The sequence below is a fragment of the Streptomyces mirabilis genome, from assembly GCF_018310535.1.
In the GTDB taxonomy this organism is placed as follows: domain Bacteria; phylum Actinomycetota; class Actinomycetes; order Streptomycetales; family Streptomycetaceae; genus Streptomyces.
In genome coordinates, this window is record NZ_CP074103.1 from 43,445 (window position 1) to 63,307 (window position 19,863).

Here is a 19,863-nt window from a genome sequence, read left to right on the forward strand (position 1 = left end):
GATACAGATGAAGCGGAACAAGCCGCTCATAAAGCGCCGCAAGGCGGGAACACAGCACGAGCGGCGGAGGCCGTACCAGTGGCAGGAGAGCGCCACCACCTATTGGGCGCTGGCCGTGCCCCAGGCGTTCGCCGGGACCGGCCAGACCGTTCTCGACATGACCGGAGCGGTGCCCGCGGGCGCAGACGAGTCGTCCCCCGACAGCCCGCGCTACGGCTCCTCATTGCGCTGGCGGCTCGACCGCGACGGCCAGACCCAGTTTGTCTATGGCAAGGAGGTCTGGCGCCGCTACCAGGGCGAGAGTCAGGCGGCCTACGGCAAGCGCATCGCCGAATCGTTCCGTCGGTCCCTCCCCACCTCTCCGGACGTGTACCACGTGTTCGTCGCGGAGCGGCCGGGATGCGCACGCGGAACGCGATGCCCGCTCACGCAGCACTGGTACACGGCCATCGAGGCCGACCTGTCGACGCATCGGCCGGATCGGTGCCCGATGGGCGTTCTCAATGACGGCCCGCCCTGGCGCCTGATCGGACAGACCGTTCCTGACGGCCGCCACATCTACTGAGGCCCCTCCGCACAGCACTCCGGGCCGTCCGGGCAGCTCGCCCGCTCCGGTCGGCCCGGCCCCGGCCCGAATCCCGCCCCGGTCCAGCGTGACCGAGCCCGCCGTTGAGGACCCCTCCGGCGGCCCACAACCAGAGGCGACGTACTACGCCTCGCATCACCGCCAGGAGCCTCCATGGGTACCACTCGCACGCGCCTGCCCGGCATCACCTTCCGGGACGCGGCGCCCACCGACGCCGACGCCGTCATGCGCCTCCTCGCCGACGTGAATCCCGACGACCCCAACGCGTTCGAGGAGGTCCGGCCGAACCTGTCCCTGCCGCAGGCAGGGCCCCTTTCCCACTTCCGGGCCCTGATGGTCGTGGCCGAAAGCGATGAAGGCGAGACGCTCGGCGTCCTCCTGGGAGGCGCTCCGCTGTGGCTCTTCGACCATCCCGGCATCGACGTGCCGCTGGCGCACCTTCTGGCGGAACGAATCGCGATCATCACCGCCGTTGCCGTGGACCCCGATCAGCGCGGGCGAGGCATCGGGGCCGAACTCATCCGGCATTCCGTACGCCGCTTCACACGCGCCGGCTACGGGCTGCTGACCCTTAACTGCTTCCCGAAGCTGGAAAGCTACTACCAGGGTCTCGGCTTCTCGATCATGAACGACCTGAACGTGGCCCTCGGCCCCCTGAACGCGGTCGGGCACCGTTGGGGCGACACCCGGGTGGCCGCCCGGCTCCTGGACCGATACACGACCTTCGTCGACGTCCCGGGCCTTCCCTCCCCGGTCGTCTCGGGCGTCCTTCCCAACACCCGCATGGCCCGTGGGGCGTACTTCGACGGGGAGCAGTTTTGTGCCTGACCCGATCACGGCCCGGGCTGTCCGCACTCCCGGGCCGCACAATTCACGCACGGGTGCAGGTGTCGGCCGGCATCCAGAACGAAGGAGGAACTGATGCCGGTTGTCGACGGGAAGAGCCCGAGCCCATGGCGCCGTTGGGCGCTCCGATGGGGCGCGCCGAGTGCAGCCGTCGCCCTGGTCAGTGTGTGGGTACTGGAGCCCGGCAGCGTTGTGGGCGCGATCATTACAGCCGGAGTGGCGCTGGGGGCGCTGTTGGTCTTCGTCGGCACGATGCCCCGTCGGCAGCCGCCTGGAGAACTGCGAGCGCGCAGGGATGCCGGCGGGAACGAGTAGAGCAGCTCCGCGCCGCCACGGGTTGCGCTGAGCGCTCGAACTAGGTGGAAGGCGGGGACGGCTGACTGACCGGACCCGCCTTCATCAACCCCTTGACGTTGCGTATTTCTTTTTCGTTGTGTAGATTGATCACATCGCTGGCGGGTCCTCAAGTCCACGCCGCGTCCACCCCGTTGCCGTTCAGGAGCCCTGCCATGCCCGTTGCCGTCGCCCATGAGGTCGCCGCCGCCCTTCTCGCCTACCGCCAGAGCAGCAACGACATCTGGCTGACCCTTGTGGACGTCACCACCGACCTGATGCACCTGGCCAGCCACATGCGGGCCGACTTCGAGCGCTGCCTCGACGGCGACGCCAGGGCGCGCCTCGACGAACGGCCACTGGCCGCCATGCCGAACCTCGCCCCGTCCGTCGGGCCGATCACCAACACCGACGACTCGGCCGCCGAAGACCACCTCTTCGACAACTACGTGCACGCGAGCGACGCCGCTGCTGCCCTCCGCGTGCACATGGCAGACGACGCCTACCCCACCTTCTCGAAGGCGCTGTACGTGCTGCTCAACGATCTGCGCGCCTACACCCATGACCTCGGCTTCGACTTCGACGAGGTCATGCGAGCGGCATCACAGGCCCACCGAGTCGACCAGCGCAAGGCCAAGTAGCACCACAAGCCCCCGGCGGCACCGATGCCCTCGGTGCCGCCGCCCCGACAGACATCCCGCCCGGAAGGACCTCCATCATGACCACGCCCCTGATCCCCGCCCCGGCTCGGTCCGGCCGCGGCTCGATACGCATGCACCTCGACCGCGGCGAGCACCCCGCGACCCGGGTTCCGCTTCTGGGCAGCGATCTCGACAACCCCTCCGCCGTCTGCGGAGGGTGCGCCAACAAGGTGTTCAAGCAGCTACACGACGGCCGGGAGCGCCTCAAGTGCGGTCTTCTGCCCCGCGGAAGCCGCGGGCTGCGCGGCCCCGATCTGCGGGACTCCATGCCCGCGTGCGTGAAGTACGCCGCCGCGCCGAGCGCTCTGCGGAACGCCTGAAAGCCGAGCAGCCCGACCCGACCGGCAACGCCTCTCCGCGTTGCCGCCACCCACGGCGGCGCGGTGGGGCACAGCCCAACATCACCTCAGCCCGCTCTCAACGACCCGGGGAACTCACGCCGATGACTGTGTACTTCACGTTCATACCGTCGCGCCGGAAGAAGCCGGCCGATCTGACCGCGATGGAGTTCGCCCCGAACCAGGAAGTTCCCGAGCGGGCACTTAAGCGCCGCGTGGCCCACCACCACGGCCCGACCTATTACGACGGCGTCAAATACGGCACGTCCCTCGCCGACAGTCCGGCCGAAGACTTCCCCGACGCAGACCCCAGTGCGTATCTGCTCGTGTGGAGGCGCTCCGCCACCCAGGTCGCACCGAAACGGGGCGAAGCACCCGACGAGGTGTGGACCCTCACCCCGCGCGGCCGAGTGGTCAAGAACTCCGCCGACGCGACTCGGTGACGGTAGCGAGGCTCTAAGTCCGGCATCCGGCCCCGCGCAAGCCGCATGCCTCGCCCCTGAGTTGCGTAGGTCCACGCCTCCGTGCGTGCAGTACGCCGCCCGGCACACGAGCAAGCACCGGACCGCCCTCGGTTCCCACAGGAATGAGCCTCGCGCCCCAAGTCGGGGCGCGTGCAGGCCACCGAGAGGGCTGGGCTCCCTCAGACTCCGCACCCCCAACACCACCCGCACTCACCCTTCGGAGGCGTGATCATGCTGCCCGGCCTCGCCCAGCACATCGACTTCCAGCCCGCCCACAACAACTACACCCGCGGGTTCCTCGTGGTGAACAAGGCCAGCCCCACCGTGCACGGGTACGTGTGGGAACACACCCTCTCGGACGGCACGACCACGTGGGTCGCCCAGCCCGATACGACCAACGACGCCTCGCGCATCCCCGGATTCCAGTCCCGAGAGTGGGCCGGCGAGTTCCTGTACGAACGCGAGTGGCCCAAGTTCATCCATCGCGAGGACGCCGCGGCCCATGCCCTCCCGGAGCCGGGATGCACCGACCACGCGCCGTGCGGGACGTGCTCCCTGTGCGAGCCCGACCTGTCCCGCCGCGGAGTCCTCTGAATGTGCCGGGGGTGGCCGCTCGTACGGCACCACCCGTCACCACAACGTGCAGGCCCGGGGGGCCGCGGACGGTGCGTTCCCGCCCGCGGCCCTGGCCCTGCCCTCCTGTTCCCGACCAGCAGACCCACCTACGTCCTGGAACCCTCATGTCCACTGACACCACCGCCGCCCTCGTGATCGAGGCCGTTGACCAGGCACACACCCACAAGGCCCAGAACTGCACCGATCCAAGCTGTGCCCGGCATGCCGGCACGACCGACTGCCCCCCGATCACCGTCAGCCGAAGCCCCGGTTCCGTCCTCGGCGAGGCGGTCGCCGACGCCTGGTACGCCGCCGGCGGCAGCCGGCTGGACATCCCCGCAGGGGTCGTCGCCGCCCTCGCACTGTGGCCCCAGAAGTCCCCGGGCGCCGAGGCCGCCGACACGATCGCCGCGTACATCGCCGCACAACCCCCGCGCGTCCTGGTCCGCGGCCTGGCCGAGAGCGCCAACTACTACTGGCGCCTTCGCCCCGACCTGTGGACCACCGCCCGCCCCCTGTTCGACTGGACAAGAGAGGACCTCCACGACACGCACCTCGCGGGCGTGCGGGCCGTGACCCGCGCCGCACTGCGCCACGGGGTCCTCCAGCACACCGGAGACACCGACCCCGCCGGTAGGTCCCGGATCGACCTGCTCTCCTGGGTCATCACAAGCCTGCGCCACCACCACTCCCGGCGCAGCCTCGGCGAGTACCACACCCCGCCCGATGTCAGCGCCCTGATCACCGCGATGCTGGCCAACGACGGCAGTTCAGAAAAGCGGCCCCACCAACGCGGCGAGTGGGCTCTCGAGCCGACCGCCGGGACCGGAGGGCTCTTCCGCTCCGCCGCGCAGGAACTGCGCCGCGACGGCGAGGACCCAGCCGACCGCGGCTGGGTCATGCTCGAACTCGACCCCCTCGCCGCCGCCGGAGCCGCCGTCAATGCCCTCGTATGGGAACTGGGCCCCCGGGCGGTCGTCGGCTGCGGAGACGTCCTCGCCCAGCCCGACCTGGCCGAGGACACCCTCGCCCAGGCGCGCGACGTGGCCCGCCACCGCGATGACGTCATGAAGATGGTCCGCTTCGCGATCGCCACCCGCACCACCAAGCAGCTGCTGGACGCCCTCACGGCCAGCAGGTAGCCGCATGGCCCGGCCCACTTCCGTGGGCCGGGCCGAAAGGAGGAAACGTGGCGCACGTTCACGACCACACGGAGGGCCAGGCCGTGACTCAGGCGCTGCGCGCCGTCCTGCCCATCCCCAGCCGGACCCGCGTGTACATGCTGGCCTGTGGATGCCCTGACGCCGAGGGCTGTCTGACCTGGTACATCGACACCGAAACCCGGGCCTACGAGCTCGAACTCGCCCCTGCCCGAGCCCGCCTGCGGCACGTCCAGGTGACCAGCCGACCGCTCGTCGGCGACGGCACCACCTGGAGCGAGGACTTCCTCGTCCCCGGCCCACCGGCCGACTGGGCGCAGCCCCTCGCGCGTCTCGTCGCCCGGCTCACCCTCTCCGACCGCAGCCCCCTCTCACTCGACTGAGTCTCACCAAGGGATCGCCGTGCCGAACCACACCCCCATGACCGGCTGCCTGCCCGCCTTCGGCCGGCACCGCGGCTACCCACCCCGCGACGGGTGGCTCCGCAAGGTCTACCTCGCCCTGCTCCAGGATCACGCCGCCCTGCGCCGCCCCGACGCGACCGTCGTGCTCGGAGTCGGCAAGAGCATGGTCCCGGCCATGTCCTTCTGGTCCCAGGCCTTCGGACTGGCCGCCCGGCACGGCCGGGACTTGGTGCCCACCGACCGGGCCCACTGGCTCTTGGACGAGGAAGCCGGAGCAGACCCCTTCCTTGAGCTCGACACCAGCCTGTGGGTGCTTCATTGGTGGCTGGTGAGCGCCGAACGGTGCCATGTGCCCAGCTGGCGCTACCTCTTCGGGTACTCCCCGATCAGCCGGTACAGCCGCGCAGAACTGCAGGGACGCCTTGCGGTCGCCGCCGAAGCCGCCGGCCACAAGAGCCCGGCCCGATCGGTAGTCGCCGCGGACATTGCCTGCCTGGTCAGCATGTACGCGCTCCGGGACCGCGACGCAACGGGTGTCGAGGACGAACTCGCCAACCCCTTCCGCACCCTGCACCTGCTCGACCCCGAACCTCCCGCTGGTGGAGCTGCCGGCCGAAGCCACGGCGTGGCCGTCCGCCGCACCGCCGGCCGCCGCTGCCCCGACGTCGTCCAGGCGTACGCGAGCCTGGACTTCGCCGCCCGCACCGCAGGTCCCGCACCCGGCTCCATCAACCTCGCCCGTCTCGCCTCCGATCCCCTCGGGCCGGGCAGGCTTTTGCTCACCGGCAACGAAGACCTCCGCCGAGCCGTGCACAGGGTCGCCGGCCGCCATGCGGATCTGGCCGTTGTGCAGTCCGGCGACGGGCAGGAGACCCTCGCCTACTCGCGCGGGCCCGCTCTCCTCGCCGAGGAGGTCCTGGCCACCGCCTATCCCGCCCTGCAGCCTGATGCCGGCCGCACGTGGGGGTAACTCGCTGCTCGGTCCGGGTCCTGACGGCTTGCGCCTTCGCCGCCGGGATCCGAGCCGACGCCGCGATGGCACCGTGACGCCCGCGGGCACACGACGCGACTCGATGTTGTGTATTCATATTTCACTGTGTATTCTGATCTCTGTTGGTGGTGCTCGCCCCTCGGCTTGAGCGTCCCAGCCCTCCCCTACCGACGAGATCAGGAGACACTCATGCGCATCAAGACCGGTGAGCAGCACCAGGGTTGGACCGTGGTCGACCAGGCACGGCGCGAGTGGCGCGGCTCCTTCGAGGGTGTGTGGCTCGGCGTAGACGAGTCCACGGGGCACTGGATGGTCGGCCGCCAGCACGACGGGCAGTCGATGGATGACGGCTTCGACACGACCGGCAACTGGTCCGCGTCCCGGCTCTTCCGTGAGGACAACGAGTACCTGAACATGCGCCGGGCCCTGGCGGCGTACGACGAAGAGGCCAGGAACGCGAGCGATGTCTGGAACGGAATGTGGGACCAGCGCGCCCACGAAGCCGTCGCCCGGCACCTCGCGCACCGCGTCCCGTTCCCGGCCCCGCTCCAGCTCTCGGCCGGATGGATCGGGCGGGGCCTGAGCGACTCCCACTCGCCGATGGGGGCGACGATTCCGCTCGACGGGCCGGTGGCCAAATATGAGCTGATCCGCTACCTCCAGGGTCAGACCCGGTTCGACGAGACCGTGACGGAGGCGGGATCGGTCTCCGAGCAGGAGGCGTACCAGCTGATCATCAACGCGACAGGGCCGATCCTGGTCGTGTGCCGGGGGGTGAAGTTCTACCTCAGCAAGTAGGCCGGACGGCACGTGAGGCGCGGGGCCGCGAGCACCGCGCCCGTGCCGCCAGCCACCCACCCGACGCACCGAAAGCGAGGACGCCGCCCCCGGGGCGGCGGAGAAGACATGGACCACAAGAACCTCATCGGCCACGACGGCGCCGTTCACGAGGGTCTGCTCAACAGCCACACCGGCTTTCTGATTGACGTGGTCTGCGACGCGGGCCGGTACTCGGTCGTCCACCACTACGAGCACTTGGACCCGGCGCGCGTCACCGACGCCCCGCTCTCCTGTCCGGCGTGCGTCGCCGCGAGCCCGCCCGCCGCCGGGTCCCTCCACCGCGGTCGTCTGGCCCACCGGTACGCCAAGGACGTCCTCGCCCGCGCCGACAACCGCGGATATCCGCCCGGCCTGGACGACGAGGCACTGCGCCTGGCGTTCGTGGCACTCACGGTGGAGGACCCGCCGTCCCAGCGTCTCTACGCGCTGATCAGAGAGCACTTGGCCGACATGCTGACCGACCGTGCGCTGGCCGTGCCGGAAGGGATCCCGCAGGTCCTGGTGCCCTACACGCGGTACACCGGCGGCGAGGTCCAGGCTCCGGTCGGGCCTGGGGACCGCCTCATGCGCGACGGTGTCGCCAGCGGCCACTTCCCGATCGTGCGGGTCGAAGCGGTCGAGGAATCACCGACCGGCGTCACCGTCACCGTCCGAGAGAAGGACTGGCACCCGTTCACGTGGTCCGCGCAGGAGCTCGGCCGGTGCTTCTTCAAACTCGACCGGGCGCCGCTGCCCGCAGCTGAGCGCTGACCGGCTCTCGCGACTCCACCTGACTCCGCCGTCACCGGCCGCAGGTGGGCCGGGCACCCACTGCTTTCGCTGCGGCCCCCTGCCCCGCTGGTGTGCGCTGAGACAGCCGCCCGCCCCTGGCGCAGCTCCACCACCGCGCGCCCGGCACCTTCACGCCCCGGCCCTCCACTCGCGCCTTAGCTCCGCGCCCCGGCCGCGCTCCCCCACCGTCGGCCACCCGACGCACCCGCCAGTCGTACGTCGCCTCTCCCCGCCTCGTCTCATGGAGCGCTCCGTCATGCCCTCAGTCGATTTCGACCCGCTCGTCGCCGAGGAGCAGCTACTCGCTGCGGCACGCGCTGGGATCCGCTCGATCACGCACGCCACCGGAACCTGTACAGCCCAGGACCTCTCGGAACTTCTCGCCCAGCAGCTCCGCGCCGGCCTGCTCCGCCAAGCCCTCCCCCTCCCGGGATCCTCGGGCCCCGGTGAGCTCGACGTCGAAGCCGTGGTTCAGGCGAACTACGAGCTGGAGACCACCATCCACGGCCGGGCCGCGCAGGTGCGCTTCACGCCGGGCCTTGCCCAGAGTGGTGTGGCTCACGGGGAGCACATGGACGTCCGGGCCGCCGTGTCGCTCACGTACCGGGTCAGCCTCCAGTTCGAGTGCGCCGTGGTCAGCACCGACCGCGGCCAGAGCTGGTCGCCGGCCCTCACCAGCGCCCGGCGCCCTTGGCTGACGTCTGCCAGGAACCTGTGCCCTGAAGTCGGCGAGCAGGTGACCGCCCTCATGTACACCCCCGCCCACGGCCCGGGCCTCGCACCGGTCATCGACGCGGCACGCCTCGTCGCAGCCACGCGGGCCCTGACCCGGCTCCGTGTCGCGCAGGGCGACCTTGCCTTCGCCGGCTCCCGCGCCGTCGCGGCCCGGGCCGTGTTCGAGCGGTACGGCTGCGGTCCTGGCGACGCAACCCGGCTCCACGCGCGTCTGCGGGAGCTCGCGGCCGCGCAGGACAAGGGCCTCGTCGGCTGGTGAGCCCTGCCCGCCGCGCCGCGCGGAGGTCCCGCGCGGCGGCACCGCCCCACCCGATGCCTTCACGTTCGGAGAGGTCATGCCCGTTCTCGTTCCAGCACAGCCCGCACAGGCGGCACCGCCGTTGCCGACCTTCTGGCTCGGCGTCCACCGCCCGCACTGGCTCAAGGAGAGCCGCGTGCCGATGTTCGTGTCGAACCGCCAGCTCGCCCGCGTCAAAATCCTTCCCCGCGCCGGCCACCCGTGGGCGCTCGACAGCGGCGGCTTCACGGAGATCACCAAGTTCGGCGAATGGCGCACCACCCCGCAGCAGTACGTGCAGCAGATCCGCAGGTACAGGGATGAGGTGGGCCGGCTGTCCTGGGCCAGTCAGCAAGACCTCATGTGCGAGGACGACGCGCTGCGCATGACCGGCCTGACGATCGACCAGCACCAGGACCTCACCGTCGCGAACTTCCTGACGTTGCGCGAGCTCGCCCCCGAGCTTCCGATCATCCCCGTCGTCCAGGGGTGGCTTCGTCCCCACTACGCCCGGTGCGTCGAAAAGTTCGCGGCGGCCGGCGTCGATCTGACCAAGGAGCCCCTCGTCGGCGTGGGCAGCATCTGCCGGCGGCCCAGCACCTTCACGGCGAGCTGGATCCTGGAGGACTTGCACGCCATGGGCTTGAGGTTGCACGCCTTCGGCTACAAGAAGACCGGACTCGACGTCTCGTGGCGGCACGTGGCTTCCGCCGACAGCATGGCGTGGTCGAAGGGCGGCAGGTTCGAGCGGACCTGCGGCACGCACAAGAGCGAGGCCAACTGCCTCCCCTACGCGTTGCGCTGGCGCGAAGACCTCCTGGGCCACCTGGCCGCGGTCCGGGAGGCGGCGTGAACGGGATGCCGGTCATGCCCAGCGCCGGTGAGCTGCGGGCGATGGTGGCGGGCGACCCGCGAGGCTATGCCCAGCGGTGGTCGTTCGGCGTACCCAGCTGGCGGCACGCCTCCGAAGGAGGCTTCCGCAGGGCTCGATACGAGGTCGTCCGGATCGACGAGCAGACGGCACGCCGCTACGTCACCTCACAGCACTATCTCTCCGGATGGCCCGTTATCTACAGCTGTCAAGTTGCCATGCAGGTCGGGCCCGTCGCGAGTTCTCAGTCACGTAAGGCACATGGTCAACGGAAGCTTTGCACCAGATAGAGGGCACCAAGCCCTGTGGCCAGCGCGCCGAGGAGGAGCCGCAGAGCGGTCTCGGGGAGGCGGGGCTGAAGGCGGGCGCCGAGATAGCCGCCGACCAGGCCACCGACTCCGCAGGCCAGGCCAAGGGGCCAGTCCGGCGCCACGTCCCCGCGGCTGACCAACGACAGCAACGTGAAGGTGGCCGCGCCGACGAGCGAGGTCACGAACGTGGAGGCGAGGGCGGCCGGGGCGACCCGGGCGACTGGGAGACCGCGGCCGACAAGGATCGGACCGAGCAGCGAGCCTCCTCCGATTCCGTAGATGCCGCCCACGATGCCCACGACCAGCGCGAGGCCGGTCACGGTGCGGGCGGACGGTTCACCAGCGGCGGCCCGCTCGGGTGCTGGGCGGAGGGTGCGCGCGCACAGCCACAGGCCGAGCGGGAGGAGGAGGCCAGCGATGAGGAGCCGGAAGACGGTGGGCCCAGGGAGGGCGAAGACTCGAATGACGGCGCCGAAGATCACTCCTGGCAGGGTGCCGGCCACCAGGCGCCGGGTGAGCTGTCCGCGCAGGGCGCCGGACCGGCTGTAGCGCCACAAGGCTCCCGGTCCAGCGATGACGTTGAAGAGGAGGTTGGTCGGCGTGACTGCGGGGTTCGGCACGCCGAAGACACTGAGCTGGAGCGGGAGAAGGAAGACCGCCCCGGACACCCCGACCGGCGCGGTCATCGTCGCGATGAGCAGCCCTGCGGCCAGCCCTCCTACCGCTGTCCACCAGTCCACCGTTGCCCCGCCCTCCGTTGCCAGACCAGTATCAGTCCGGCCGTCGGCGGCCTGGCCGGTCGGCAACAAGATGTTCATGAGCAGCACGGTCATCTGTGGCAGCCCGGTGAGGCAGCGTTGGGGCAGGTCTTGTCCGGCTCGACGGCGACCACGGCGGGGAGCAGATGCTCCAGGGTGTGGCCGAGGCGTTCGTCGGCGAGCGCGCGGCCGAACCGCGCCAGCGTCTCAGTGTCGGGAGCAGGAGTCAGCACCCCTTGGATCGTGGCACCGGTCGGACACCTTGCTCCGCTAGGGTGCGCCGAGATCTTGTGTGGGCATTCGGCGGCGGGTGCCGCGAAGGGGTGGTCGATGAACGCGGTGGGGGCCTCGGCCGGTGGCGGCGAGTTGAAGCGGCGCCTGGGGGTGTCCGATGCCGTGCTGATCGGGCTGGGGTCGATGATCGGGGCGGGTATCTTCGCCGCGCTCGCTCCGGCGGCGAAGGCGGCCGGGTCCGGACTGCTGCTCGGGCTTGTTCTCGCAGCGGTGGTCGCGTACTGCAACGCGACGTCGTCGGCGCGGCTGGCCGCCCGATACCCGGCCTCTGGCGGTACCTATGTCTACGGCCGCGAGCGCCTCGGGGACTTCTGGGGCTACCTGGCCGGCTGGGCGTTTGTTGTCGGCAAGACCGCTTCCTGCGCGGCCATGGCGCTGACCGTGGGCACCTACGCCTGGCCGGGCCAGGCCCACGCGGTCGCGGTGGCCGCCGTGGTGGCGCTGACCTGGCTCAACTACACCGGTGTGCAGAAGAGCGCGGGCCTGACCCGGATCATCGTCGCGGTGGTACTGGCGGTCCTCGCTGCGGTGGTGACCGCCTGTCTGGCCGGGGGGACTGCCCAGGCCGCCCGGCTGGATATCGGCACGGACGCCACGGCGGGCGGTGTTCTGCAGGCGGCCGGGCTGTTGTTCTTCGCGTTCGCCGGGTACGCCCGCATCGCCACCCTCGGCGAAGAGGTCCGCGACCCGGCCCGCACCATCCCCCGCGCGATCCCTCTGGCGCTGGGTATCACCCTCGTCGTCTACGTCTGCGTGGCCGTCGCGGTCCTGTCGGTGCTCGGGCCCGAGCGGCTCGCCCACGCCGCCGAACCGCTCACCGAAGCCGTGCGGGCAGCCGGCGCCCCCGCCTTGGCCCCCGTCGTCCGCGTCGGTGCGGCCGTCGCCGCGCTCGGGTCCTTGCTCGCGCTGATCCTCGGGGTCTCCCGCACCACGCTGGCGATGGCTCGCGACCGGCATTTGCCCCACACCCTGTCCGCGGTCCACCCGCGCTTCGCCGTCCCCCACCACGCCGAGCTCGCCGTTGGTGCGGTCGTCGCCATCGCCGCCGCAACCGTAGACGTGCGCGGCGCGATCGGCTTCTCCTCCTTCGGCGTCCTGGCCTACTACGCCATCGCCAACGCTGCCGCCTTCACCCTCACCTTGGACGAGGGCCGCCCGCCGCGCGCCGTTCCCGTCCTCGGCCTGGCCGGCTGCGCGGTCCTCGCCTTCGCCCTGCCGCTGGCCTCCGTCATCTCCGGAGCCGCCGTCCTGGCCGTCGGCGCCGCCGTCTACGGCGCACGAAAGGCCCGAGCCCGCAGCTGACTGGAACTGAGCCCGATCCGCTCAGGCGCCGGCGGAGTACCGGACCGGATCTAGGGTGGCCTGGAGACCGGCGACCGGGCCGGACCGTGTGGAGGAAGACGCAGCCGTGACGGGACAAGAGCAAGACCCCCAGCTGGCCCAGGCACAGCGGGAGCACTGGCAGCACACCTACAGTGCCCATCCCGGCATGTACGGCGAGCAGCCCTCCGACCCCGCCGACCACGCCGCCGACGTCTTTCGTACGGCCGGAGCCCGAGACGTTCTGGAACTGGGTGCCGGACACGGCCGCGACGCCCTGTACTTCGCCCGGTCGGGCTTCACCGTCCAGGCCACCGATTTCTCCGCCGTCGGCCTGGGACAGCTCACCCACGCGGCCCGGACGCAGGGCCTCGGCGATCGCGTGGCCACCGTGACGCACGATGTCCGCGAGCCGCTGCCGTTGGCGGACAGCTCCGTGGACGCGGTGTTCGCACACATGCTGCTGTGTATGGCCCTGTCCACGGCCGAGATCCACGCCCTGGTGGGCGAGGTCCGTCGGGTGCTGCGGCCCGGCGGCACCTTCGTCTACACCGTCCGGCACACCGGCGACGCCCACTACGGCACCGGCACCGCGCACGGCGACGACATCTTCGAGAACGGCGGTTTCGCGGTGCACTTCTTCGACCGTGACCTGGTCAACGCCCTCGCCGACGGCTGGATCCTCAACGACGTCCACGCCTTCGAGGAGGGAGACCTGCCCCGGCGGCTGTGGCGTATCACCCAGACCCTGCCCCGGTGAGCGCCGCCACGAGAGCCGGAGCGCACCCCGACGGCACCGGTCTGCTGCCCGCGGCCGTCGAGGTGCTGGCATGGATCACAGAGCCAATGGTGTTTGACGATCGGTGTGACGGCGGGGGCGCCTTGGGTCGTGCCGTTGCGGTGTGCCGCAGGGGCGGGTGGAGTGGGGTGGGTTCAGGAGTTGGTGCTGCTGGGTGGGGGTTGGGTGAGTTCGGAGGTCGTCATCGCGCCGTGGGCGCGCAGCCAGTCGAGCAGGGTGGTGGCGCCGGAGCGTTCCGCGGCGCCGAGGGGTGTGAGGTCGTCGTAGCCGACCCAGTTGATGTCCGCGCCGTGCTCGAGAAGGAGGGCCGCCGCCTCGGGCTGGTTGCCGTGGCAGGCGGACCAGAAGGCGTGGGTGATGTCCTGCGGGGTGGGGTCGGTGGTGTCGAGATAGCGCCGCAGGTGGGGTTTTAGGCCGAGGGCGGCGGCTTCCCAGAACTGTGGGTGGGCGCCGCGTTCGATCAGCCGGTGGGCGGCGGCCCAGCATCCGAAGGCGGTGGCGTCCGACAGGGGTGTGCCTCCACCGATGACCGCGCCGCTGGCTTCGATGTCGGCGCCTGCGTCGAGGAGGGCGTCCAGGGCGTCGATGTCGTCGCTGCTGGCGGCCCAGTGCAGTGGGGTTTCGGTGTGGTCGCCGATGCTGGGGGCGTTGACGTCGGCGCCGGCCGCGATGAGTACCGCGATGGTGTCCTTGACGTGCGGGAAGTGGCCGGGCCAGTCGGTGGCGACATGCAGGAGCGTGCGGTCCCCGTGGCCGAGTAGCCGGGCGGTGGCCAGGTCGGGGCGCTGGCGCAGAATCCGGGTCAGCGTGGTGGTGTCGCCGGTGCGGACGGCCTCGATCGCGGCGTCTTCGAGCGGGTCGTTGCCTTTCAGGGCCGCTGTCCGTGAGGGGTACTGCTGCAGGTGGGTGACCTTGGTGCCGGTCACCGTGACCCGGGTCGCGGGCCCCGAGGATCGCCCGTCGTCACCCGCACTGGGGGTGGCGAGTGAGACCACGAAGGTGAGTTCATCGACCTGGTCGATGCGCATGGCCGGTACCTGCCCTTGGGCGCGTCTGTGGGCCAGGAGCTGGAGCACCTGATCACGCCCGATGCAGTCGAGGTCACCGGGGCCGAAGGCCCGCAACTCGACCTGTGGGTCAAGGACTGGCTCCAGCGCGGTCAGGTCACCGGCAGTCCAGGCCCGCAATCCCGCCTGGATGAGCTCGGCAGTGGTGTCGCTCATCGTGGTCTTCCTTCCGTCGTCGTCGCCGGGCGGGCATGGGCGGCTGTACAGGTCAGGGCATCGATCAGGGCTTCGGGCTGCGGGAGGCCGGAGGCGATGCCGTCATGGCGGTAGATCCGGCAGCTGAGACCGACCGGACGGTCCGGCTCGGCGAACGGGTCGATTCCGTTGATGAGGAATGTCGGGGAGCCGGTGAAGGCGCGGCGCATCGCTTCCTGCTCATTAGTGATGACGGTGGTCCGGAACCCTTCGGGAGGTAGCCCGAGCCCGCTCAGGGCAGCGCGCAGCAGGTCCGCAGCGGCGGGTTCGTGCGGGCAGTCAGCCACGACCAGCAGTTCGATGTTCACGTCACCGATCATGCACCCATGACTCGCTCGGCGAGTTCTCCCGGTGCGCGTGCTCATAGTGGTTGCTGAGGTGACGGGTGTGTCAACGGCCTTGAAGTTCGCCCCGTCACCCCCTCATGGACGCCGCGGTCACGCTTCACCTGGTCCAGGCCGACGGCACGCTCAAGTCATTGTGGGCCTGTCACTTCCGGACAGCGAAAGACGCGTTCGGCACCGCAGCCCCAGCGCCCGCCACGCTCCGGCGAAGCCGGGCCGCACCTTGTCCCGGGCGGTCGTCGGCGCGACGACATCGAACCACTCCCGACCCAGGAGCGCGGAATGCGGCACTCGTCCACCTCAACCTCCCCGCCCCGGGCGGCCTCCAACTGGTGCAACCGCTCCACCGCCCCGGCCCGCGTGCCAGCCACGCCCACCGTGCGAACGCTCCGCCAGGCCGGACCCTTGGTGCTCAGAAGCCATACCGGTCACAGCAAGCGGAAACCGGCGAATCGCCCTGCCAGACGATCATCAGCGCAGACTGCCGCTCACGACCAGCACGAGCACGCCGAGCGAGCGTCACGCCAGCCCTCTCAACAGCGACTTCAAGATGGCACAGGCTCACACGACGGGCTCCTGGTTCCCCGACCGGATCATGCGGCGCAGACTGGTCCGAGCCCCGGCGAGATCGTCCTCCGTCTCGGTGAGCCGGCCCTGCAATTCCTCGGCACGGGCCTTCTCCTGGGCGAGTTCGCCCTCGAGACGTTGGTTGGCGGCTGTGAGCTCGTCGACGCGGGCGCCGAGGTCGGCGGCGCCGACCTGGTCGATCTGCTGACCCAGGGATCGGCGCACGGCTGCCTTGAGCCGGTCGACTTCTTCTCGCAGCCGCCGGTTGTCCTCCCGGGTGATCTGGACTTCCACCTGCCAGCCGGCAGGTGCCTTGCGGGCGCCGTCCTCGCGCGGCTGGCGGGCCTGGCGGCGCCGGGCCTGCTCGATGACCTCGCGCACGCCCTCCGCGTAGACCAGCCAGTGCGAGACCTTCGCCGTCCGGGCCACTGCGGTGAAGGTGACCGGCTCCTTCTCGGCGAGCATCTGATCGACCACGGTCAAGACCCGGGCGCGCTTGTCGCGGGAGTCTTGCTGCCGGGCCTCGCGCAGGACCTGCGCGGGGGTGCGGGGCTCAGCCATGGCACGTGCTCCTGGTGGGAAGGCCGACGATCGGCAGCAGATTCGGTGGCTCCGCGGCGCGGACCTTGCGCAGCAGGGCGGCCGCTTCCTCGATGTGGTGACGTTCGGCTTCGGGCATCTCGGCGAGCGCGGTGCGGATGCCGGTGACCACCGCCTGAAAGGAGTCGATCTGGTCGGTGAGGTTGCGGATGACGAACGCGGCGGCGTCCATGGCCACCGCGCTCTCCCGGTCGGCCTTCAGGCCGCGGATGTGGTCCTCGACCGCCGGGAGAAACGAGGGGTCAGGGCGGTAGAAGCCGCACCCCGAGCACTGGAAGCGGATCGGGCACTTCCCGCCGCCCGCCTTGACGTTGGACGGTTCGGTGCAGTTCCCGAACGGCGTCCCCACCGACCGGGCGTCGTACGCGGTCGCCGACGAGGTCGGCATCGGATTCCCGGACCGGTCGACGACGTGCAGGCGCATCGTCTCCACGGCCTCGCGGCGCCGCTTCAGGGAAACCGTGAAGTAACCAAGAGTGGTGTCTGCCGACCGGTGGTCCATGAGGTCGCGCAGGGTGTGCAGGTCGGTGCCGGCGTCCGCGTGCCGCTGAGCGTAGGTGTGCCGGAAGGCGTACGCGAAGATCCGGCTACGGTCGAACGGCAGCGGCAGGCCGTCCTCGCCGGCCGTGTCGGTGACCAGTTCGGGAAGACCGTCGACCCACTGCCGGAGCATCTTGGCCACGGTGTTGCCGTCGATGCAGGCGTCGTAGGCGTGCCGGGCGGCGGGGAACAGGAAGGTCTTCGATCGGGCCGGGATCTTCAGCGTGGCGCGGATCTTCAGCCACGCCTGGATCGCGAAAGCGGTCTCCCGGCTGATCTCCAGGCGGCGCCGGTTGCGCCGCGATTTGTGGTTGTCCCAGATCAGGACGTACTCGCCGCCGTCGGTGTCCAGGCAGTCGACGCGCAGCCAGCGCACTTCCCAGGGGCGCCGACCGGTGTCGCGGAGCAGGACGTAGACGGTGCGCAGCATGGCCTGCACCACCTCCGGCGGGAAGTCCCCGTAGGTGAAGTCGACGCCGATGAGGTCGGTGGCCGCGTCCAGCTGGGCCACGACGAGTTCGGGGATGGCCTTGCCGGCCATGTCCTCACTCGCGTCCTCGTAGGGGATCTGGTGGTGGCGCTGACGGGCGAAGCCGGTGGCGAGGTCGTCGAGGACCTGCAGGCGGCGGCCAAAGTCGAGCAGCTGGCAGAAGCTCGTGAGGAGCTCGTTGCGCGCGCCTGCGGACAGGGGGCCGGTGCCGTCCTCCCGCTGGCGGGTACGGATCTGCTCGACGACGGCGTCCATGTCGGTGATCTTCAGCGCGGACGGGTCGTGGCCGCCGCCCGTTCGGAGCTCCAGGGCGCGCGATGCGGCTGAGCAGGCCCTGAAGAACCGCCGGAAGTCGGTGTTCTCGGGGGTGGTCTCTTTCACCCAGTCCGCCAGCAGGCGGCGCAGCCAGTCCTGCCGGATCACCGAAGGGTCCAGCTGCTTCGGAACCGTACGGACTCCGGACCGGGTGCGCGAGCGCAGGCCCAGGTCGGCGAGCTCCCACACGGGTTTGTCGAGCGGGTCGATCCCGCGGAACCGGTCGAAGGCCGCGCGGACCAGGCGCAGGACGTCGTTCCAGTGGGCCTCGCAGTTGCGGTCGATGTACCCGAGGTCGGCGAGCTGTCTGGGCGGCAGGGCGGCGATGCTGTCGACGCCCTCCAGGCCGCGGACCAGGAGCCGCACCGCGACGGGGCTGAGCGTCGGCCGCTGGGCATCGCGCTGGACCAGGGCGTAGAGGACCTCGCGGCGCAGCAGCGGGTTCAGCGGGAGCAGCGTGAACTGGAAGCCGCTCAGGCACGGACTCTGCACCGCTGCCCAGCCGGCCAGGTCCTCGCCGGCCGGGTCCTTCACGCCGAGCTCTTTGCGGTGCAGGCGCCAGCGCTCGCGGTGGTAGGTGCACAGTTCCGTCCGGCGGCCGTGTGCCGAGCCGGCGCAGGCCCCCACCAGGCACGGGCGGCCAGGAGGAAGCGGATGGGCCACGGTCGCGAGCCAGTCGGCTATCTCCAGCTGGGTCTGTCCGCTCTTGTACTGGTAGCGCCACTTCACGTAGTGCGGCATGCAGCTGCCCCGGCTCGCCGCCTCCAGCGCGCAGCGGACCCCCTCACGCTCCACCGCACATTGCGGGCGCGATCCGGGCAGGGCCCGGACCATCGCCCGGCGGCCCACCGTCGCGAACTCCTCCTTGGTCAGCCCGCTCTCCACAAACTGTTCGTAGCAGGTCCGGCACAGGTGCCGGCTGGCGCGGACCGCGACGTGGCAGCCGGCGCTGTTGCAGCGCCAGATCGCCGTAGTCGTCTCGTCTGGGTCGCCGGTGAACAGCCAGTGTTCACCGGCCCATTCGTCGGGGCGCCACAACGGGTCGGTGTGCTCGTCCAGCCACGCCTGCCATCGCGGGCGGTCGAAGGGCAGCGGGACGACAGCCGGATCGGCCGCAGGGACGGCCAGAGTGTGCAGGCTCATCGGGCGATCTCCAGGCGACGGGCGTCCACGCGCTCAACCGCGGCCCGCTTGTCGTCGTCGGAGGCGTGGACGTACACGCTCATCGACGAGTCCGAGAGGTGTCCCAGCAGGTCGGATACGACGGAGCGGTCGGTGCCGCCGCGGATCCAGTGCGTGGCCGCGCCGTGGCGGACCATGTGCGGGCGGGCGATCAGGTCGGCCGCGCGGGCGAGGCGGTCGAAGAGGTCCTTGGCGTTGGAGTAGGTCATCGCCCGGCCCAGCGGGGCCCGGAAGAGGTTCACGAGGACCTGCTCGGTGAACTCGGCCTCCGGCACGGCGGCCCGCTCGTAGAGGTAGTCGGCGTAGCAGGCGACCAGCTCGGTGGTTACCGGGATGACCCGCGGCCGCCGCGACTTCGCCCAGGCGCCGTTGCTGTTCAGCCGGCGCCGCACGTGCACGTGCGGGCCCTTCACCTGGCAGCCGAACGCCTGGGAGTCGGCCAGCAGGTGCATGTCCTCCCGGCGAAGCCCCAGCGCCTCACCGATCCGCATCCCCGTGCCCCACAGCAGCAGCACCAGGAAGCGGTCCCGCGCGTGCCGGGCCACCTCCACCAGGCGCGCTATCTGCTCGATGGTCAGCCACTCGATCCCCGCGTCCAGTGAGGCCAGCTTGATCAGCCGGGACCGCACCGTCCGGTGCTGGTCGTCCTCGCCCGGGTCGTAGCCCGGCGGCAGGTAGCGCAGGTACTTGGGCTCTGTCAGGTGGCCCAGCAGCTCCTGGGCCACCCAGCCCATCCGGACTCCGAAGGTCAGGAACTCACAGACCGTGCCGACGATCGCGTTCGCGGTGTTCTCCCCACGGAACCGCTCCGGGCCGCCACCTCGCCGACTCCGCGACGGCAGCGGCTCCTCGACCAGCCAGTGCAGAAACCGCGACAGCTGCCAGACGGTCACCGCCGCCCAGTTCAGTCGCTGCTGGGCGCAGTACGAGAGGTACAAGGCCGTGCGGCCGGCGTACGTGCGCTCGGTGTTGTACGCCCGGCCGGCGTTCCGCAGCCCGACGAGGAAGAGTGATCCCTCGCGGTGCAGGGCGTAGTCGTCTGCTCCGATGACGACCCACGCAACCCGGCCCTGTGTCACCTCCGCCCGCTCGGCACGGAAGGACGTGACGAATGTGCCTGTAATCCTGAACACCCCATGGATACCGATG

At 70.6% G+C, this 19,863-nt stretch carries 22 protein-coding genes; 15 read left to right on the plus strand and 7 right to left on the minus strand.

Annotation, left to right across the window (positions count from 1 at the left end):
- Nucleotides 1-7: 7 nt before the first annotated feature.
- The 13 genes from SMIR_RS40730 to SMIR_RS40790 all read left to right on the plus strand — a co-directional run bounded on the left by SMIR_RS40730 (nt 8) and on the right by SMIR_RS40790 (nt 9,914).
- Nucleotides 8-565 (plus strand): hypothetical protein, encoded by a 558-nt coding sequence (locus SMIR_RS40730; protein WP_024127013.1) that lies wholly within the window; start codon nt 8-10, stop codon nt 563-565.
- Nucleotides 566-739: 174 nt separating this feature from the next.
- Entirely contained in the window at nt 740-1,414 is a 675-nt protein-coding gene (locus SMIR_RS40735) for a GNAT family N-acetyltransferase (protein WP_212728545.1), read from the plus strand.
- Between the two features lie 527 nt (nt 1,415-1,941).
- A complete protein-coding gene (locus SMIR_RS40740) occupies nt 1,942-2,406 on the plus strand; it encodes a hypothetical protein (RefSeq protein ID WP_024127016.1) in 465 nt (154 codons plus the stop codon).
- 77 nt (nt 2,407-2,483) lie between these two features.
- Nucleotides 2,484-2,786, plus strand: a complete 303-nt coding sequence (locus SMIR_RS40745; RefSeq protein ID WP_024127017.1) for a hypothetical protein — start codon at nt 2,484-2,486, stop codon at nt 2,784-2,786.
- A gap of 122 nt (nt 2,787-2,908) precedes the next feature.
- Nucleotides 2,909-3,247 carry a hypothetical protein gene (locus SMIR_RS40750; protein ID WP_181411817.1) on the plus strand — a complete coding sequence of 113 codons (339 nt, stop codon included), beginning with the start codon at nt 2,909-2,911 and terminating at the stop codon, nt 3,245-3,247.
- A 252-nt stretch (nt 3,248-3,499) separates the two neighbouring features.
- Nucleotides 3,500-3,862, plus strand: coding sequence for a hypothetical protein (locus SMIR_RS40755; protein WP_212728899.1), 363 nt, complete (start codon nt 3,500-3,502; stop codon nt 3,860-3,862).
- A 146-nt stretch (nt 3,863-4,008) separates the two neighbouring features.
- Nucleotides 4,009-5,025 carry an N-6 DNA methylase gene (locus SMIR_RS44115; protein WP_249938675.1) on the plus strand — a complete coding sequence of 339 codons (1,017 nt, stop codon included), beginning with the start codon at nt 4,009-4,011 and terminating at the stop codon, nt 5,023-5,025.
- A gap of 47 nt (nt 5,026-5,072) precedes the next feature.
- Nucleotides 5,073-5,426 (plus strand): hypothetical protein, encoded by a 354-nt coding sequence (locus tag SMIR_RS40765; protein WP_212728546.1) that lies wholly within the window; start codon nt 5,073-5,075, stop codon nt 5,424-5,426.
- A gap of 19 nt (nt 5,427-5,445) precedes the next feature.
- Nucleotides 5,446-6,417: a DUF4007 family protein gene (locus tag SMIR_RS40770; RefSeq protein ID WP_249938676.1), complete on the plus strand. Its 972-nt coding sequence runs from the start codon at nt 5,446-5,448 to the stop codon at nt 6,415-6,417.
- A 210-nt stretch (nt 6,418-6,627) separates the two neighbouring features.
- Nucleotides 6,628-7,236, plus strand: coding sequence for a hypothetical protein (locus SMIR_RS40775; RefSeq protein WP_212728547.1), 609 nt, complete (start codon nt 6,628-6,630; stop codon nt 7,234-7,236).
- A gap of 108 nt (nt 7,237-7,344) precedes the next feature.
- A complete protein-coding gene (locus tag SMIR_RS40780; RefSeq protein WP_212728548.1) occupies nt 7,345-8,028 on the plus strand; it encodes a hypothetical protein in 684 nt (227 codons plus the stop codon).
- Between the two features lie 277 nt (nt 8,029-8,305).
- Complete coding sequence (locus SMIR_RS40785; protein WP_212728549.1) at nt 8,306-9,043, plus strand: hypothetical protein; 738 nt, start codon at nt 8,306-8,308, stop codon at nt 9,041-9,043.
- A gap of 76 nt (nt 9,044-9,119) precedes the next feature.
- Nucleotides 9,120-9,914, plus strand: a complete 795-nt coding sequence (locus SMIR_RS40790; RefSeq protein ID WP_212728550.1) for a deazapurine DNA modification protein DpdA family protein — start codon at nt 9,120-9,122, stop codon at nt 9,912-9,914.
- Between the two features lie 283 nt (nt 9,915-10,197).
- Here SMIR_RS40790 and SMIR_RS40795 read toward each other — a convergent pair whose 3' ends face one another.
- Nucleotides 10,198-11,061 carry a TSUP family transporter gene (locus SMIR_RS40795; RefSeq protein WP_422664541.1) on the minus strand — a complete coding sequence of 288 codons (864 nt, stop codon included), beginning with the start codon at nt 11,059-11,061 and terminating at the stop codon, nt 10,198-10,200.
- Nucleotides 11,062-11,072: 11 nt separating this feature from the next.
- Nucleotides 11,073-11,234 carry a hypothetical protein gene (locus SMIR_RS40800; protein WP_212728551.1) on the minus strand — a complete coding sequence of 54 codons (162 nt, stop codon included), beginning with the start codon at nt 11,232-11,234 and terminating at the stop codon, nt 11,073-11,075.
- 97 nt (nt 11,235-11,331) lie between these two features.
- Here SMIR_RS40800 and SMIR_RS40805 point away from each other — a divergent pair, with 97 nt between their 5' ends.
- Nucleotides 11,332-12,597: an APC family permease gene (locus tag SMIR_RS40805; protein ID WP_212728552.1), complete on the plus strand. Its 1,266-nt coding sequence runs from the start codon at nt 11,332-11,334 to the stop codon at nt 12,595-12,597.
- Between the two features lie 106 nt (nt 12,598-12,703).
- On the plus strand, nt 12,704-13,375 hold the full coding sequence (locus tag SMIR_RS40810; protein WP_249938677.1) for a class I SAM-dependent methyltransferase: 672 nt from the start codon (nt 12,704-12,706) through the stop codon (nt 13,373-13,375).
- Nucleotides 13,376-13,548: 173 nt separating this feature from the next.
- On the opposite strand, the gene SMIR_RS40815 is transcribed toward SMIR_RS40810, so the two are convergent.
- The 5 genes from SMIR_RS40815 to SMIR_RS40835 all read right to left on the minus strand — a co-directional run bounded on the left by SMIR_RS40815 (nt 13,549) and on the right by SMIR_RS40835 (nt 19,847).
- Nucleotides 13,549-14,637 carry an ankyrin repeat domain-containing protein gene (locus tag SMIR_RS40815; protein ID WP_349636932.1) on the minus strand — a complete coding sequence of 363 codons (1,089 nt, stop codon included), beginning with the start codon at nt 14,635-14,637 and terminating at the stop codon, nt 13,549-13,551.
- Nucleotides 14,634-14,984 carry a hypothetical protein gene (locus tag SMIR_RS40820; RefSeq protein WP_212728553.1) on the minus strand — a complete coding sequence of 117 codons (351 nt, stop codon included), beginning with the start codon at nt 14,982-14,984 and terminating at the stop codon, nt 14,634-14,636. Before SMIR_RS40820 ends, SMIR_RS40815 begins: the two co-directional genes overlap by 4 nt.
- Nucleotides 14,985-15,581: 597 nt before the next feature.
- Nucleotides 15,582-16,148, minus strand: a complete 567-nt coding sequence (locus SMIR_RS40825; protein ID WP_212728554.1) for a DUF6262 family protein — start codon at nt 16,146-16,148, stop codon at nt 15,582-15,584.
- Entirely contained in the window at nt 16,141-18,675 is a 2,535-nt protein-coding gene (locus SMIR_RS40830) for a tyrosine-type recombinase/integrase (protein WP_212728555.1), read from the minus strand. The genes SMIR_RS40825 and SMIR_RS40830 overlap by 8 nt, the downstream gene beginning before the upstream one ends.
- The gene (locus tag SMIR_RS40835; protein WP_349636933.1) at nt 18,672-19,847 is read right to left on the minus strand and encodes a tyrosine-type recombinase/integrase; all 1,176 of its coding nucleotides are present in this window, start codon (nt 19,845-19,847) and stop codon (nt 18,672-18,674) included. Before SMIR_RS40835 ends, SMIR_RS40830 begins: the two co-directional genes overlap by 4 nt.
- Between the last annotated feature and the right edge of the window lie 16 nt (nt 19,848-19,863).

What these genes read in the sequence shown, in the direction of transcription:
- SMIR_RS40730 (WP_024127013.1), top strand. Translation starts at nt 8, where the DNA reads ATGAAGCGGAACAAGCCGCTCATAAAGCGCCGCAAGGCGGGAACACAG.
- SMIR_RS40735 (WP_212728545.1), top strand. Translation starts at nt 740, where the DNA reads ATGGGTACCACTCGCACGCGCCTGCCCGGCATCACCTTCCGGGACGCG.
- SMIR_RS40740 (WP_024127016.1), top strand. Translation starts at nt 1,942, where the DNA reads ATGCCCGTTGCCGTCGCCCATGAGGTCGCCGCCGCCCTTCTCGCCTAC.
- SMIR_RS40745 (WP_024127017.1), top strand. Translation starts at nt 2,484, where the DNA reads ATGACCACGCCCCTGATCCCCGCCCCGGCTCGGTCCGGCCGCGGCTCG.
- SMIR_RS40750 (WP_181411817.1), top strand. Translation starts at nt 2,909, where the DNA reads ATGACTGTGTACTTCACGTTCATACCGTCGCGCCGGAAGAAGCCGGCC.
- SMIR_RS40755 (WP_212728899.1), top strand. Translation starts at nt 3,500, where the DNA reads ATGCTGCCCGGCCTCGCCCAGCACATCGACTTCCAGCCCGCCCACAAC.
- SMIR_RS44115 (WP_249938675.1), top strand. Translation starts at nt 4,009, where the DNA reads ATGTCCACTGACACCACCGCCGCCCTCGTGATCGAGGCCGTTGACCAG.
- SMIR_RS40775 (WP_212728547.1), top strand. Translation starts at nt 6,628, where the DNA reads ATGCGCATCAAGACCGGTGAGCAGCACCAGGGTTGGACCGTGGTCGAC.
- SMIR_RS40780 (WP_212728548.1), top strand. Translation starts at nt 7,345, where the DNA reads ATGGACCACAAGAACCTCATCGGCCACGACGGCGCCGTTCACGAGGGT.
- SMIR_RS40785 (WP_212728549.1), top strand. Translation starts at nt 8,306, where the DNA reads ATGCCCTCAGTCGATTTCGACCCGCTCGTCGCCGAGGAGCAGCTACTC.
- SMIR_RS40790 (WP_212728550.1), top strand. Translation starts at nt 9,120, where the DNA reads ATGCCCGTTCTCGTTCCAGCACAGCCCGCACAGGCGGCACCGCCGTTG.
- SMIR_RS40795 (WP_422664541.1), bottom strand. Translation starts at nt 11,061, where the DNA reads ATGAACATCTTGTTGCCGACCGGCCAGGCCGCCGACGGCCGGACTGAT.
- SMIR_RS40805 (WP_212728552.1), top strand. Translation starts at nt 11,332, where the DNA reads ATGAACGCGGTGGGGGCCTCGGCCGGTGGCGGCGAGTTGAAGCGGCGC.
- SMIR_RS40815 (WP_349636932.1), bottom strand. Translation starts at nt 14,637, where the DNA reads ATGAGCGACACCACTGCCGAGCTCATCCAGGCGGGATTGCGGGCCTGG.
- SMIR_RS40825 (WP_212728554.1), bottom strand. Translation starts at nt 16,148, where the DNA reads ATGGCTGAGCCCCGCACCCCCGCGCAGGTCCTGCGCGAGGCCCGGCAG.
- SMIR_RS40830 (WP_212728555.1), bottom strand. Translation starts at nt 18,675, where the DNA reads ATGAGCCTGCACACTCTGGCCGTCCCTGCGGCCGATCCGGCTGTCGTC.